The sequence below is a fragment of the Sphingomonas yunnanensis genome (genome assembly GCF_019898765.1).
Taxonomy (GTDB): domain Bacteria; phylum Pseudomonadota; class Alphaproteobacteria; order Sphingomonadales; family Sphingomonadaceae; genus Sphingomonas; species Sphingomonas yunnanensis.
Genome location: NZ_JAIOKB010000004.1, coordinates 174,630 through 190,664, shown reverse-complemented (window position 1 = coordinate 190,664; position 16,035 = coordinate 174,630). Strand labels below are relative to the sequence as shown.

Sequence of the window (16,035 nt, the reverse complement as noted above, 5' to 3'; positions counted from 1 at the left end):
CCTCCTCAGCACGAACGGAGCGGAAGCAGGCGAGACGGGACTGACCAAGCCGCCCCCGCCCGCGATTCCACCCTCAGCTCCCCATCCAGCCGCCCTTGAACCCCGCGCGTTCCAGCCCGGCGCGAATGTACGGGTTGCGCTGCATCGTCTTCCAGATCAGCCCGCTGCGCCAGTTCTCGATCATGCAGGCGATCGGTCCCTGGTCGATGCCCAGATAGTCGCTCGCCACCCAGCCAACCCCGGGCACCACCTTGCCGTGCTTGAGCGGCACGTTCGGGAGCGTCAGCGTCGGGTTGAAGCTGTCGAAGAAGCCGTACTGGCCGTAGATCGCGGTGCCGTAGCGCTGGTACATCTCGCGCGCCGCGGGCAGCACGATCTCGGGCGCGAAAGCGATCGAGCCGAGCGCCGCCGTCGGCGCGATCGTGCCGTCGTCGCGGTCGCCCGGCCCGCGCGCCGAGTAGGAGAAGAACTCGCGGTTGCGCCCGTCGATCTGGCGGACGAAGTCGCCCGGCCCGTCGCAGGCGGTGAGACCCCAGACATTCTCGTCATAGCCGCGCCAGCCCGGCGGGTTGTTGATGCAATAGCGCCGCTGCGCGTAGGTGGCGCGGCGGCTGTTCTCGAAATAGTCGAGCCCGCGGCGGATCGAATAGGCGTCGCGCACGCCGCGGAAGTCGAGCCATACCTGGCTGTACTGGTGGCCGAACAGCGGCGGGAAAGCGGTGAACGGGTTGTCGTACTTCTCGTCCCACGAAGGGTCGAAACGGTCGGTCCACTCGGCCCAGGTGGTCGGCGGCAGCGCGTGCGTCGGCGAGCCGAGCGCGAGCACGTAGAGGATCAGGCTCTCGTTGTAGATGTTCCAGTCCGAGCCGATGAAGCCGCTCTCCGGATGCCAGCCCATCGCCACGAAGGGCGCGCGCGGCGTGATCCAGTCCCATTCCACCGCGCGATAGATCTGGTCGGCGAGGTCGCGGATCTGCTTCTCGCGCGCGTCGGTGGGATCGTCGAACCAGGTCTGCGCGAACAGCACGCCGCCGAGCAGCAGCGCGGTGTCGATCGTCGACAGCTCGCAGCGCGCGAAGCGGTGGCCCTTGGTGGTGCCGAGGAAGTGGTAGAAGAAGCCCTTGTAGCCGCTGGTGTCGTCGCCCGCCCCCTGCGGCGCCTCGGCGAAGAAGCGCAAGGTGGTCAGCGTCCGCTCCGCCGCCGCCGGCCGCGTGATCCAGCCGCGCGTCGCGGCGATCGGATAGGTCGTCAGCGCGAAGCCGACCGCCGCGATCGAGGCGAAGCTGGGCGTGGGCCAGCGATCGGGGGCGAGCCCCATCACCTGGTCGGTCGTGTTCCAGAAGAAGCTGACGGTGCGCTTCTGGATGTCGTCCATCAGCGGGTCGCTCGCCGAGGCCGGCGTGGTGCCCACCTCGGGCAGCACGCCGGGGAAAGCGAGCCGCGGGACGCGGGGTGCCGGGGCGGTACATCCCCCGGCGAACGCCGCGCCGCCCAACGCGGCGGCGCGCAGCATGTCACGTCGGTCTAGGATCACATACCTCCTGGCGATGAGGGAGAGTGGACGATCTATCCTAGCAGACCGTCCGCTCGAACTGGTGTCAGAAGCTGAAACCGGCGGACAGCTTCACCGTGCGCGGCGGGTTGCCGCCGATGCTGTAGGTCGAGCGTTCGCGATAGACGCTCGGCGACGCATCGGTGCGCGTCGTGTCGGTCGGGTCGTTGTTATAGTCGACGAAATTGCGATCGTTCATCGCGTTGAGGATGTCGACCCGCAGGCGCACGCGGGTCTGGTCCGAGAGAAACCCAAGCGGCACATATTTGGTGAAGGCGAGGTCGAGCTGGCGCCGGCCCCAGCGATCGCCGAGCCCGAACACCTCGGAACCGACGATCTGGCGCTCATACGGCGTGGCGGTGTCGAGCAGCGCGCGCTGGAACAGCGGCGACTCGATCTGGAACTTGGCCGAGAGCGTCACGCCGATCGGCGTGTCCGCGCTGCCCGCCACTACGAAGCGGTGGCGCGGCACCACGCCCGAGCGCAGCATCGGGTAGTCCGAGGCGCTGGGGAAATCGAGCAGGAAATAGGCCGCCTGGTCGTTGTTGGGCCGGTTGTCGGTCGCCGCGGTGAAGGTGTAGGTCGCGTCGAGGCTCCACGGCGAGGCCGCCGAATAGGCCTTGGTCAGCTTGACATAGGCCGAGTTCGCCTTGGTCTCGAGCCCGTTGTCGCCGATGATGATCGCGCCGTAGCCCGAGGGCGCGAACGACACGTCGGGGCCCTGCGGCGCGCCAGTCGATGACGACGGCGCGAAGAAGGAGCCGTCCGGGCGGCGCGTGCCGAGCAGGTAGACGAAGCCGTCCTTGCTGACGATCCGCGTGTAGCCCAGCTCGAGCTCGACCGGGTTGAAGCGACCGCGGATGCCGAGGCTGAACTGGTCCGAGTAAGGGACCTTCAGGTCGTTCTTGATGAAGCGGAACTCGCGCCCGCCCGGCGCGCCGTTCCCGGCCAGCTGCTGCCGCCCCGCCTCGGTGAGGTAGGTCTCGTTCCACGGGATACAGGTCGCGCTCGGCGTGCACGGATTGACCGTGTCGGCACCCTGGAAGAGGAACTGGCGGCGCTGGAAGCGGCCGTTTGACAGCTCCTGCTGGAGGAAGTCGAACTGGTTGCGGTCGTAGGAGCGTCCATAGCCGCCGAACACGGTGTAACGGCCCTGCTCGTCGAGCCGGTAGGTGAAGCCGAGGCGCGGCTGCCACGCGCCCTTGAACGCCTTCCTGTTGCTGCCCGTCGAGATATAGTCGTTGATGTTGTAGTCGGCGGCGACGAGGTTCGGGTAGTTCGCCGGCGACACGGCGGCGAGATCCTCCGCCGAGGTGACATAGTTGAGGAACGCCGGCGTGCGCTCATAGTCCCAGCGGACGCCGAGATTGAGCGTCAGCCGATCGGTCACGTCCCAATCGTCCTGGATGTACGCGCCGAACTGAAAGTTGTTCGAGCGGATGCGCGGGTCGCCGAGCGAGCCGTTGGCGCCGAACTCCAGGCTGTACGGGATCGCGTTATTGAAGCCGCTCGCGCTCGGCAGTGTCGTGTCGTACGAATAGAGTGGGTTGATCAGATTCTGCTCGAGCGAGTTGAGCTTCACCCATTTGGCTTTGGCGCCGACCTTGATCGTGTGACCCTCGAAGCCGGTCCAGGTGAGATCGTCCTGCACCGTCCAGCCGGTCTGGCCCTTGTCCTGCAGGCTCAGCCCGGCGCCGTCGCGGAACAGATTGTATGTGCTCACCCCCGTCGGCGTGCGCGAGGTGGCGCGGAACTGCTGGCTGATGCCATTGGTGGCGGGCTGCGGCGACCAGCTGACGTCCTCGTAGGAGACGCGGAAGTCGTTGACCCACTTCTCCTCGCTGTGCTGCCACCGGCCCATCGCGCGAACCTCCTCGACCTTGGTCAGGGTCGCGGTGGAATAAGCGGCGATGCCGTTGCTGATCTGGTAGCCCGACTCGTTCCGATATTTGCCGGTGAGCTCGAACAGGTCCTTGTCGGTCGGCGTCAGGTCGATCTTGCCGAAATACAGGTCCTGCTTGAAGGTCGCGTTGAACGAGCCGAACAGGTCCTGATATTGTGCCGGCAGGCTGCTCACCGCCACGCCGTTGCCCGGCAGGATGTCGACCGGGATCTCGCGACGCTTGCCCTCGTAGCTGGCGAAGAAGTGCGCGACATCCTTGACGATCGGGCCACCCAGCGCCACGCCATATTGCTTGTCGGTCGAGGCGACCTTGTCGATCTTCTCGGGGAAGATCTCGGTCGGGCGGCGATCGCGCAGGTTCTGGTTGGTATAGTCGAAGAAGCCGTCGCCGTGGAACTCGTTGGTGCCCGATTTGGTGCCCGCGACGATCGCCACCGAGCCGACCTGGTCGAACTCGGCCTTATAGTTGGACGACAACACCTGATACTCGCCGATGGCGAGCTGCGGGAACGGGTTGCCGGGCGAGCTGTCCTGCCCGGTGAGGCCGCCGCGCAGCACATAATCCTTCTGACTGACGCCGTCGATGAACACGTTGACCGAGTTGCTGCCCTGCGCGCCGCCCTGGATGCGCGAGCTGCCGTCGGCGCTCTCGATGAAGCGCACGCCGGGCGCCAGATCCGCGAAGGCGAGGAAGTTGCGGCTGTTCTGCGGCAGCTGCTCGATCAGTCGCTGGGTCACGTTGATGCCGACCTGCCCGCCCGAGAGCGAGCGCAGCCGGCTGCCGGTGACGATGATGTCGCCCGGCTCGCCCTGTGGCGTCGCTCCGCCCTGCTCCTCGGTGGCGGCGTCGCCCGTCGCTCCCTGCTGCGGTGCGGTGCCGTTCGCGTCTCCTCCGGAAGCCGGCGCCGGCGCGGTCGAGGCGGGGGTGGAGAGATCGAGGTCGAGCCCGGCGTTCTGCCCGACGCGCAAGGTGAACTGGTCCGAGTTGCGCACGCCTGCCTTGGTGCGGATCTCAAGCCGATAGGCGCCGGCGCGCAGCGAGGCGAAATTGTAGCTGCCGTCCGGGCCGACCACGGTGGAGCGGCGGTAATTGGTCGCGACCTCGACGATCGTCACCTCGGTGACGGGATTGTCCGGGGTCGAGCGGATGACGCCGCGCAGTGACGCCTGCCCCACCTGCGCCGCCGCGGGGGCGCTCCAGGCGGTGGCGAGCGTGGCGCCGAGCGCGCCCAAGGCGCCGAGCGCGGTCGCGCGCGCCCATGCCGCGCGCATCGTCCTGCGCCGGTTCGAGCTCATGATCATGACTGTCTCTCCCTGTCCGTTTCTGTTGTCGTGTCGCGCACCACCAGACGCGGGACGATCGCCTCCGCCTCGGCCGGGCCGACCTGAACCAGCCCCTCGGCCGGCGCGGTGATCCGCCGCGCCAGCAGCTGCACCGCGCGCGCGCCCAGCGCCGCGATATCGACCTGCATCGTCGTCAGCGCCGGCGTCACCAGCCGAGCGAGCGGGATGTCGTCGAAGCCCGCGACGCGCACCTGCGCGGGCACCGCGATGCCGTGCCGCTTGAGCGCGACGAGCGCGCCGATCGCCATCGCGTCGTTGCCGGCGAACAGCGCGTCGGCCCGGACCGCGCCGCGCGCGACCTGCGCCCCCGCGGCGACGCCGCTCGCCTCGGTGAAGTCGCCCTCGATCACCGTCAGCGCGACGCCGGCGCGCTCGGCCGCGACGATCGCGCCGTAGCGGCGCTCCTCGGCGTCGACGTTGCCCACCGGCCCGGCGACATGCGCGATAGCGCACGCCCCACCGGCGACGAGATGATCGACCATCGCCGCCGCGCCCGCCGCATTGTCGACGCGCAAGGCCGCGCCGGTGAGCTCCGGCACGCAGTTGAGGAACACCGCGGGCAGCCCCGCGGGCAGCTGCGCGCGCAGCTCCGCCGCGCCGAGCTGCGGCGCCATCACCACCAGCCCGTCGACCTGGCCGCGCAGCGCCGCCAGCGTGTTGAGCCCGCGCCCGTCCTGCAGCACCGTGAGCAACAGCGCGAGCTTGTGCGCCGCCCCCTCGCGATCCATGCCGCGCAGCAGCTCGGAGTAGAATTCGCCGTGGAGGTCGGGCAGCACCACGCCGATCACCGAGGTCCGCGCCAGGCTGAGGCTGCGCGCGCCCGCGTGCGGCACATAGCCGAGCCGCGCCGCCACCGCCTGCACGCGCGCGCGCAATTCGGGGCGCACCCGCTCATGCCCGTTGAGCGCGCGCGATACCGACGCGACCGATACCTGCGCCTCGCGGGCGACGTCACGGATCGTAGCGTTCGGCATGCGCCGCCTGGACATCCTCTCCCGGGACGGCACGCATGTCGCGATTGCCGTCGTTGATGTAACCGTTTACACGTAACATTCGAGACGATCAATCCTGCCGCGAACGAGGGGAGAGGACATGACCCAGGAGGCATCACGGCCCTCGCGCCGCGCCTGGCTGATGGGCGCGGGCGCGACGCTCGCCTGGGCTGCCAGCCCGGCGCGCGCCCTACTCGCGCAGGCCGCCGTGGCGCCGCTTCCCGCCGCGGTCGAGTCGCTCGTCGCGCGCATGACGGTAGAGGAGAAAGCGGGCCAGTTGACGCTGATGGCCGCGGCCTGGGCGGGCGGCGCGGCGGCCGCGCTCAACCCCGCGGGCGCGGGCGCCAGCTTCGAGGGACAGTTGCGCGACGTGCGGCGCGGCCGGATCACCGGCGTGTTCAACGGCAATGGCGCGGTGATGGCGCAGCGGATGCAGCGCGCGGCGATGACGCAGTCGCGGCTCAAGATTCCGCTGCTGTTCGCGGCCGACATCATCCACGGCTTCCGCACCGTCTTCCCGGTGCCGCTGGCCGAGGCCGCGAGCTTCGATCCCGAGCTCGCGCGCCGCACCGCGCGCGCCGCGGGCGCGGAAGCGGCGGCGTCGGGGATCGACTGGACCTTCGCCCCGATGGTCGACATCGCGCGCGACGCACGCTGGGGCCGCGGCGTCGAGGGCGCGGGCGAGGACGTGCTGCTCGGGCGCCTGATGGCGGCGGCGCGCGTGCGCGGCTTCCAGGGCGAGAGCGGGCTCGCCGACCCGCGCGCGGTCGCCGCCTGCGCCAAGCATTTCGTCGCCTACGGCGCCGGCGAGGGCGGGCTCGATTATAATAGCGTCGACGTCTCGGAGCGGACGCTGCGCGAGATCTATTTCCCGCCGTTCCAAGCGGCGTTGGCGGCGGGTGCGCCCACGCTGATGGCCTCGTTCAACGAGATCTCGGGCGTGCCCGCCACCGCCAACGACTGGCTGCTCACCGAGGTACTGCGCCGCGAGTGGGGCTTCGCCGGGCTGGTCGTGTCCGACTATACCGGCGACGAGGAGCTGGTCGCCCACGGCCTCGCCGCCGACGCGCGCGAGGCGACCAGGCTGGCGTTCCTCGCCGGCGTCGACATGTCGATGCAGAGCGGCTTCTACCTCAAGCACCTGCCCGGCCTCGTCGCGACGGGCGAGGTGCCCGGTGCGCGGTTCGACGCGGCGGTGCGGCGCGTGCTCGCGCTCAAGGTGACGCTGGGGCTGTTCGACGACCCGTTCCGCCGCATCGATCCGGCGCGCGAGCGTGCCGAGGTGCGCACGCCCGCCACGCTGGCGCTGGCGCGCGAGGCGGGGGCGCGATCGATCGTGCTGCTCAAGAACGACGGCCAGCTGCTGCCGCTGCCGCGCGCGGGCAAGCGCATCGCGCTGATCGGCCCCTTCGTCTCCGGCCAGCACGACTTGGTCGGTCCGTGGAACGTCTACGGCACCGACGCCGGCGCGGTGGACCTCGCCACCGCGGTGCGCGGCGCGGTCGCGGACGCGACGCAGGTGAGCGTCACGCCGGGGTCAGCGGTGCACGCGCCGCTGCCCGGCGGGATCGCCGCGGCGGTCGCGGCGGCGCGCGACGCCGACGTCGCGGTGCTCGCGATCGGCGAGGCACAGGACATGTCGGGCGAGGCGCAGTCGCGCTCGGCTGTGGTGGTGCCCGAGCCGCAGCTCGCGCTGGCGCGCGCGGTCGCCGCGACCGGCACGCCGGTGGTGGTGCTGCTGCGCACCGGACGCGCGCTCGCGCTCGACGCGGCGGTGCTCGGCACGCGCGCGATCGCGGTGACCTGGTTCCTCGGCTCGCAGGACGGGCCGGCGATCGCGGACGTGCTGTTCGGCGCGGTGGCGCCCTCGGCGCGGCTGCCCGTCTCCTTCCCGCGCGCGACCGGCCAGTCGCCCTATTATTACGCGCACAAGTCGACCGGGCGCCCCAACCCGCCCGGTCCGCTCCAGCCGTTCAAGGCGCATTACCGCGAATTCGAGCAGGGCGCGCTCTTCCCCTTCGGCCACGGCCTGACCTACGGCGACGTCGTCTATTCGGACCTGTCGCTGAGCGGCGAGCGGCTCGCGCCGGGCGGCACGCTGACGGTCCGCGCGACCGTGGCCAATCACGGGCGCCACGGCGCCGAGGAGGTGGTGCAATTGTACGTCCACGACGTCGCCGCCAGCGTCACCCGGCCCGTGCGCGAGCTCAAGGCATTTCAGCGGGTAGCGCTGGCGGCCGGCGAGCGGAAAGTGGTCACCTTCACGCTGCGCCGTGATGACCTGCTGTTCGTCGGCCGCGATCTCGAACGGACGGTGGAGCCCGGCGCGTTCCGCCTGTGGGTCGCGCCGTCCGCAGAGGCAGACGGCCTCGCGGCCACGTTCACACTCGGCTAAGCCACAGCCGCAACCTGTCGCGCCGTTGTAAGAATGTCACAGGAATTTGCAAATTTGTTACCCGCGTATTGCGGCCGCGCTACAAGGCTTGTGTCTTCCTGCTCCAATGTTTTGAGTGGCCCCAACGATAAAGGGGTTCAAAAACCATGAGATTGTCGCGTTTCCTGTGCGCCACCGCGATCGCGGGCGCCATCGCACTGCCGGTTGCGGCATCAGCCCAGGCCGGCTCGCCGAGCCAGGAGCAGGACGCCACCGCGCCGGGCACGACCGAGGTCGGCACCGAGGACGTCGTCGTCACCGGCTCGCGCATCCGTCGCCCGAACGACGATTCGCCCATCCCGATCACCACGGTGACCGCGCAGGATATCTTCGAGACCGGCCGCATCTCGATCGGCGACACGCTCAACCAGCTGCCGCAGCTCAACCCGACGCTCGGTTCGCAGAACTCGACCTCGGGGCTCGGCACGCGCGGCCTCAACTTCCTCGATCTGCGTAACCTCGGCCGCTCGCGCACGCTGGTGCTGACCAACGGCCGGCGGCAGGTCACGGCCGATATCATCAACAACGGCAACGCCGTCGATATCAACACCATCCCGACCGACCTGGTCGAGCGGATCGACATCGTCACGGGGGGCGTCTCGTCGGTCTACGGGTCGGACGCGATCGCTGGCGTCGTCAACTTCGTGCTCAAAGACAATTTCGACGGACTGCAGCTGCACGGCCAGAACGGCATCAGCACCTACGGCGACGCCGGGAACCAGTATGTCTCGGTCCTCGCGGGCAAGAACTTCGCCGACGGGCGCGGCAACATCGCCATCAACGCCGAGTTCGCGCACCAACAGGATTATTACGCCTCTGGCCGTCGCAACCTGCGCCAGAACGACGCCTTCATCGTCACCGACACAGACCCGGCGAGCGCACCCTCGGACGGCACGCCGGACCGCACCTTCTATCGCGACCTGCGCGCCGCGACGATCTCGCTCGGCGGCCAGCTCGGCTTCCGCTACGGCGCGGGCACGGCGCCGTGCGGCACCGACTCGATCGGCGGTTCGTTCACCTGCTCCTATCTGTTCCAGCCCGACGGCTCGCTCGCGTCGCAGACCGGTACCCGCGTCGGCCTCGCGCCGAACGGCAACTTCGTCGGCGGCAACGGCACGACCAGCCGGGAGGGCAATCTGGTCGTCCTCTCGCCCGACCTGAAGCGCTACGTCGTCAACGTCCTCGGCCATTTCGAGGTGTCACCGGCGTTCGTGCCCTTCTTCGAGGCCAAGTACGTCCGCACCGAGGCGTTCGGCTCGCAGAGCGGCCCGTTCTTCTCGCAGGGCACCACGCTGGGTGACTTCGTCGACAGCGGCTTCGCGGATCGCTCCTACTCGAACGCCGGCACGGCCGGCACCAACCGCGAGGGCGTCCGGCTGGACAACCCGTATCTCAACGCGAACGCGCGCACGACCATCGCGGCGCAGCTGGCCGCCGCGGTCAACTCGGGCGTGAACCCCAACACGGGTGCGGCCTTCACCGGCGCCAACGCGGCCGCCAACCAGGCTGCCGCACTGGCGCAGATCGCGGCGGGCACCTATCGCTTCTCGCTGCGCCGCAACTGGGTGGATCTCGGCACGCGCGACGAGCGGCTCAACCGCGACACCTATCGCGCGGTGGTCGGCGTACGCGGCGATTTCAACGACGACTGGCACTATGAAGTGTCGGCGAACTACGGTCAGCACAAGGAGAACAGCGTGATCACGGGCAACGTGAACACGCAGCGCTTCCTCCTGGCGCTCGACTCGACGCGCAACGCCGCCGGCCAGGTCGTCTGCCGCTCGCAGGTCGATCCCGCCTATGCGGGCGAGGACATCGGCGGTGATCCGGCGCGTCTCGCCGCGGACATCGCCGCCTGCGTGCCGCTCAACCCGTTCGGCCAGGGTTCGGTCAGCGACGCCGCGCGTGCTTATCTGATCGCGCCCACCACCGCCTCGGGCAAGGCGACTCAGTTCGTCGCCAACGGCTTCGTCGCCGGCGACCTCAGCCAGCTGTTCGAGCTGCCGGGCGGCCCCGTCGGCTTCTCGGTCGGCGCCGAGTACCGCCGCGAGACGCTGACCTACGATCTCGATCCGCTGACCCAGGCGGGCTACAACTTCTACAATGCCATCCCGAGCTTCCGTGCACCCTCGTTCGAGGTGAAGGAGGCGTTCGGCGAGCTGTCGGTCCCGCTGCTCAAGGATATCTTCCTGATCAAGGAGCTGACCCTTTCCGGCGCGGCGCGCGTGGCGGATTACAAGGGCTCGGTGGGCACCGTCGTCGCCTGGAACGGTCAGGCGGTGTGGCGTCCGTTCAGCGACCTGCAGCTGCGCGGCGGCTATGCCAAGTCGGTGCGTTCGCCCTATCTGGGCGAGGCCTATGCGGCGGCGGGTCAGAACTTCACGCCAGCCCCGAACGATCCCTGCTCGCTGCGCAATATCGGCACCGGCTCGGCGAACCGCGCCGCCAACTGCGCCGCACAAGGCATTCCGACCAGCTACGATTACGTTTACACACAGTCGCTCGAGATCAGCAGCGGCGGCAACCCCAATCTCGGGGCCGAGACGTCCAAGTCGCTGACGCTCGGCGGCGTGTACCAGCCGAGCTTCGTGCCCGGCCTGTCGGTGTCGGTCGACTATTATGACATCAAGGTCGAGAATGTGATCACCTCGCCGTCGGTGCAGCAGGCCCTCAACGCCTGCTACGACGCGCCTTCGATCGACAATCAGTTCTGCGCGCTGTTCCAGCGCGCGGGCGCCGACGGCGGGCCGGCCGGCGAGCAGCCTTACCAGATCCTGGAGGGCTCGTACCAGGATGCGCCGCGCAACTACGCACAGCTGCGCGCGCGCGGCATCGACACGCAGATCGCGTACAATCACGACTTCGGTTTCGTTCGCGCCTCGATCGAGGGCGTGTGGACCCACGCGATCCAGCGTGACGATTACACCGATCCGTCGCGCCCCAACTTCAAGGACGTTATCACCGACGAATTGGGCAGCCCGTCGGACCGCTTCAACATCAGCACCAACTTGAAATTCGGCAACTTCACGATCGGCCACTCGCTGCGCTGGATCGACAAGATGTACCTGAACACTTGGGAGGATTATAACGGGGTCAACGGTCTGCCGGCGCAGAACCTGGATTACGCACCGATCCAGAAGTATCCGAGCGTCACCTACAACGACATCCGCTTCGGCCTCGACGTCAGCGACATGTTCAACTTTTACGGTGGTGTGACAAACGTCGGCGACGTCGATCCGCCGTACGGCTTGACCGGTGTCGGTGTGTCGAACATCGGCACGACCTCGGCCATCTACGACAATCGCGGCCGCTTCATCTACATGGGCGTCACCGCGAAGTTCTGATCTGCGGATCAGCGTGTTAGGGAAGAGGGGTCGGGCATCTGCCCGGCCCCTTTTTCATTCGGCACGGAGCGGCAGATGGCAGTGGAGGAGGCAGAGCGGCTCGCGGCATCGGGGCAGGCGGTCGCCGCGGCCGAACTGCTGGCGAACGCCGGCGGCGGCGGCGATGCCGAGGCGGCGATGCTGCTCGCGGTCTGGCTGCTGCGCGGCACGCCGCTGCGGCGCGACCTTGCCGGCGCACGGGTCTGGCTGCGGCGGGCGGTGGCGATCGGTCACGTCGACGCCGCGCTCACCGAGATCGCGCTCACCGCCAACGGCAGCGGTATGCCGGCAGACTGGCCGCGCGCGCTCACGCTGCTGCGGACCGCCGCCGTCAGCGATCCCGTGGCCGCGGCGCAGCTCGCGCTGGTCGAGGCGATGTCGCTCACCGCCGGCGGTTCGCCGGCCAACTTGCCCGCGTCCGAGCCGTTGAGCGTCGCACCCCGCATCGTCCGCTTCCCGGCGCTGCTCACCGCCGCCGAGTGCGCGCATCTGGCCGGAGTCGGCGCGGCGCTGCTCGAGCCCGCGCGCGTGATCGATCCGCGCAGCGGCGCCTGGGTGGCACATCCGATCCGCACCTCCGACGGCGGCGCGATCGGACCGACGCGCGAGGATCTCGTCGTCCGCGCGATCAACGCGCGCGTGGCCGCGATCAGCGGCACCCGCGTCGAGCAGGGCGAGCCGCTGACGGTGCTGCGCTATCTGCCGGGGCAGGAATATCGCCCGCACCTGGACACGATCCAGGGCGCCGCCAATCAGCGGATCGTCACCGTGCTGCTCTACCTCAACCAGGGGTTTGCGGGGGGCGAGACGCACTTCCCCGAGGCGGGCGTCACGGTCACGCCACGCGGCGGTGACGCGCTGATGTTCGCCAACACGCGCGGCGACGATCGCCCCGACCCGGCGACACGGCATGCGGGCCTCCCGGTCACCCGGGGCGCCAAATGGCTCGCCACGCGCTGGATTCGCGCCGCGCCGGTCGACCCCTGGACGATCGCCTGAGCGGACCGGGCGAGCCGTCGCCGCCCGTCCCTCCGGTGCTCAACCGACGTAACCGAAGGCGTCGCCGGTAAAGCTCAGCTGGCCCGGCTGGATCCCCTTGAGCAGGATCGTGTTGCCGTGGCCCAGGTCGATCAGCGTGTCGCTGCCGACGTCGGTGATGATCGGCGTGCCGTCGAGCGTGTAGGCGGCGAAGTCGATCGTGTCGCCCCGCCCGAAGTCGCGGATCGTGTCCTTGCCGAAGCCGTCGGCGAAGACGAAGCGGTCGCTGCCGCTGCCCCCCGTGAGCACGTCGTCGCCGGCGCCGCCGATCAGCGTGTCGTTGCCCGCCTCGCCGCTGAGGGCGTTGGCCCCCGCGCTGCCGCGGATCACGTTGTTGAGCGCGTTGCCGGTGCCGCTATAGGCGCTGCCGCTCAACGTGAGGTTCTCGACGTTCACGGCGAGGCGATAGTCGACCGAGGCGAGCACGAGGTCGATACCGCCACCGCTGAGCTCGATCACTTGGTCGCCGAGGCTGTCGACCACGAACGTGTCGTTACCTTCCTCCCCGCGCATCACGTCGTCACCCTTGCCGCCGTCGAGCCGATCGTTGCCCACGCCGCCGTCCAGACGGTCATCACCGGCACCGCCGTCGAGCCGGTCGTCACCCACGCCGCCGTACAATTGGTCGTTGCCGGCACCCCCGTCGAGTCGGTCGTTGCCAGCGCCGCCACGTACCAGGTCTTGACCATCGAGGCCGTACAGCGAGTCGTCACCGGCGGTGCCATACAGTTCGTTGTCGAGCCCATTGCCAGTTCCGACGCGCGCGTCACCCGCGAGGTACAGCTTCTCGACCTGCGAGCCGAGGGTGTAGTCGATTGAGGCTAGGACGGCGTCCGTTCCCTGGCCGGCATCTTCGATGACCACGTCACCGCGGTTATCGACCACGTAAGTGTCGTTCCCCTGCTCGCCGCGCAGCACGTCGGCGCCGCTACCGCCGTCGAGCCGATCGTCGCCCCAACCGCCGAACAGGATGTCGCTACCGGCATCGCCGAACAGGCGGTCATTGCCGCGCATGCCATGTAGTTCGTTGGCCAAAGCGTTGCCGTTGAGCGTGTCGTTGCCGTCGCCGCTGACCGCATTCTCGATCTGCGTGCCGGCGCCGATGGTGAAGGCCTGGGTGCCGCCGAAGCTGGTCACGCCGCCCTGCTTGAGCGAGATCGTCACGTCCGCGGCGATCGCGGCGGCGTTGATCCAGTCGGTGCCGCCGTCGCTGTCGACCAGCGTGTGTCGCCCACTCTCGCCCGCGATCGCGGCCATGGTGAAGAACTCGTTGGTATAGGTGTAGACGTCGCCGGTGCCAGGCGCGGCGCCGTACATGTCGAGCTTGAGCGTGTTCACCGTGGTGCGATTGGCATCATAGGTGTCGAACACCCCGGCGGTCTGTTCGAACTGGAACGTCCAGGTGCCGAGCGTGTCGACACCGCGGAAGCCGCTGAGCCCGAAGGTGAAGGTCTGCGACGTACCGGTGACGGTGGTGGCGTTGGTGTCGCTGAGGTCGATATAGCCCTCGGTGCCATCGGGCGCGATCAGCTTGATCTTGAGCCCGACCGCGCTGGTGTTGAGCAGCGACGTTCCGTCGCCGAGCTGGGTGGCGAAGTTGAGCGTGAGGTCGAGGTGCTCGACGTCGACGTCCTTGGTCACGCGGAACTGGAAGCTGGTCGGCGTGCCGACGAAATCATGGAACTGCGTGAGCGCGGTGTCCGCCTTGGTCGCGACCGAGGTCTTGCCGACGCGGATCGTGCCCGTCGACGCGCTCAGCTCGTTGTCGCTCGTCTTGGCCGCGCCGAACAGCGACCACACTTCGGCGAGCCGCACCGCATTGTAGGCGTCGACCGCGCCATAGCCATAATCGTTGCTGTAGTGCATCGCGCCGCCGTTCCAGCCGGCATCGTCGCCGTTGAGCTGGAACTGGCGATTGTTCAGCACGTAGGTGAACCCGCTGATCGTCGACGTCGCGGCGGTCTGCCCGGTGTCGAAGGCGACCGGCAGCTTGGCCGAGGCGGCCAGGATGTCCTTGACGTCGCGCCAGCCGAGCTCGCTGTTCGCGTCGAGGATCAGGCTGACGACGCCGCTCACGATGGGGGTCGCGCCGGAGGTGCCGCCGAACGTGTCGGTATAGTCCTCCGGCCCGCCGGGCTTGGCGTTCGTGTTGTAGCCGTCGCGGCCGAGCAGATCGGTGGTCACCTGCCCGGTGCCGCCGAGCTCGGCATAGTCGTTCGACGGCGCCGACACGAGCAGGTGCGCCCCGCTGTCGACATATTGCGACGAGCTGCCGTCGACCTCGCGATAGGCACCGACGGCGACGACGTGGCGGTCGCTCTTCCAGCTGTCGGCCTGACCGTCGATCACGTCATTGCCCGCCGCGGCGACGTGGGTCGTGCCCAGGCCGCCGCGTCCCTCGGCCGAGCCGTAGCTGAGCGCCGTCACCATGCCGTTGGCGAACGAGCCCGCGGTGGTCCGCGCCGCGGCGGTGGAGACATAGTCCAGCCCGCCCCAGCTGTGATTGGTGACGTCGTAGCGCGCCGACTGTTTCACCGCCTCGAAGAACTTGGTGAGATCGGCGCCGTTGACGAAGATTCCTTCCTTCGAATCGTCCTCGGAATAGGGATCGAAGATGTTCACGCCGGTGACGTGGGCGCCATAAGCGACACCCACCCCGCCCGCGCCGTTGCGCTCGGCCGCGATCAGCCCGGCGACCGAGGTGCCGTGCGGGCCCGAGGCGGGTCGATAGTCGCCGTCGTAGACCTTGCCATCGACCACCACCTGCTTCGAGGCGTCATAATTTCCGTCGAGGTCCCAATGCGCATATTGCACCCCGGAATCGTAGACGCCGACGGTCACGTCCTTGCCGGTATAGTCCTTCCACACGGCTTGCAGGTCGCCGAGGCGCTGGAGATGCCATTGGTCCTTCGCGAGCGGATCGGCGACGTCGATCGCGTAGAGCTTGAACGCGGTGGTGACGTCCTTCCCCGTCGAGAGATCGAAGGCGAGGTTCGGGGTCGGGGTGGCCGCTGCGGCGGGGGCGGCGCCGGGCTGGGTACTCAGCGCGGCGGTGTCGAGCGGTCCGGTGGTCGCCCGTTGTCCGACGACACCGGCGCGTGCGGGGGCGAGCGCGGCCATGTCGCCGGGGCCGAACGTGCCCTGGTCGATCCGCTGCCCGGCGGTCCGCAACGCTGTGTTAAGCTTCGATGCCATGCCTGTCTCACTCCCGGTGAAGGTCGGCCGGCCGGGGATGCACGAGCGCGCGGCGGTGGTGCCGCCGTTGTCGTCGCCGCCGTTTCCCTGATCGGTCGGACGCACATTGTTGCTCGAGCGAGATCGAGGTTAACTATGAGCAAGGAGGCTGACAAGACGGAGAATTACTGCTCTGAAATAAAGTGCGATGCTCT

At 68.9% G+C, this 16,035-nt stretch carries 7 protein-coding genes; 3 read left to right on the top strand and 4 right to left on the bottom strand.

The window, feature by feature from the left end:
• Positions 1-73: 73 nt before the first annotated feature.
• From K7957_RS13030 to K7957_RS13020, 3 genes are all read right to left on the bottom strand, one after another.
• A complete protein-coding gene (locus K7957_RS13030) occupies positions 74-1,531 on the bottom strand; it encodes a glucoamylase family protein (RefSeq protein ID WP_343228416.1) in 1,458 nt (485 codons plus the stop codon).
• A 67-nt stretch (positions 1,532-1,598) separates the two neighbouring features.
• The gene (locus K7957_RS13025; RefSeq protein WP_246617061.1) at positions 1,599-4,757 is read right to left on the bottom strand and encodes a TonB-dependent receptor; all 3,159 of its coding nucleotides are present in this window, start codon (positions 4,755-4,757) and stop codon (positions 1,599-1,601) included.
• Positions 4,754-5,773, bottom strand: coding sequence for a LacI family DNA-binding transcriptional regulator (locus tag K7957_RS13020; RefSeq protein ID WP_223012420.1), 1,020 nt, complete (start codon positions 5,771-5,773; stop codon positions 4,754-4,756). The genes K7957_RS13025 and K7957_RS13020 overlap by 4 nt, the downstream gene beginning before the upstream one ends.
• 118 nt (positions 5,774-5,891) lie before the next feature.
• Between K7957_RS13020 and K7957_RS13015 the strand changes: the two genes are divergently transcribed.
• The 3 genes from K7957_RS13015 (at position 5,892) to K7957_RS13005 (ending at position 12,607) form a co-directional block, all read left to right on the top strand.
• Positions 5,892-8,186 (top strand): glycoside hydrolase family 3 N-terminal domain-containing protein, encoded by a 2,295-nt coding sequence (locus K7957_RS13015; protein ID WP_223012419.1) that lies wholly within the window; start codon positions 5,892-5,894, stop codon positions 8,184-8,186.
• Between the two features lie 146 nt (positions 8,187-8,332).
• Positions 8,333-11,569: a TonB-dependent receptor domain-containing protein gene (locus K7957_RS13010; RefSeq protein WP_223012418.1), complete on the top strand. Its 3,237-nt coding sequence runs from the start codon at positions 8,333-8,335 to the stop codon at positions 11,567-11,569.
• A gap of 75 nt (positions 11,570-11,644) precedes the next feature.
• Entirely contained in the window at positions 11,645-12,607 is a 963-nt protein-coding gene (locus K7957_RS13005; protein ID WP_223012417.1) for a 2OG-Fe(II) oxygenase, read from the top strand.
• 39 nt (positions 12,608-12,646) lie between these two features.
• Here the strand turns inward: K7957_RS13005 and K7957_RS13000 are convergent, their stop codons facing one another.
• Complete coding sequence (locus K7957_RS13000; RefSeq protein ID WP_223012416.1) at positions 12,647-15,946, bottom strand: S8 family serine peptidase; 3,300 nt, start codon at positions 15,944-15,946, stop codon at positions 12,647-12,649.
• Positions 15,947-16,035 lie beyond the last annotated feature (89 nt).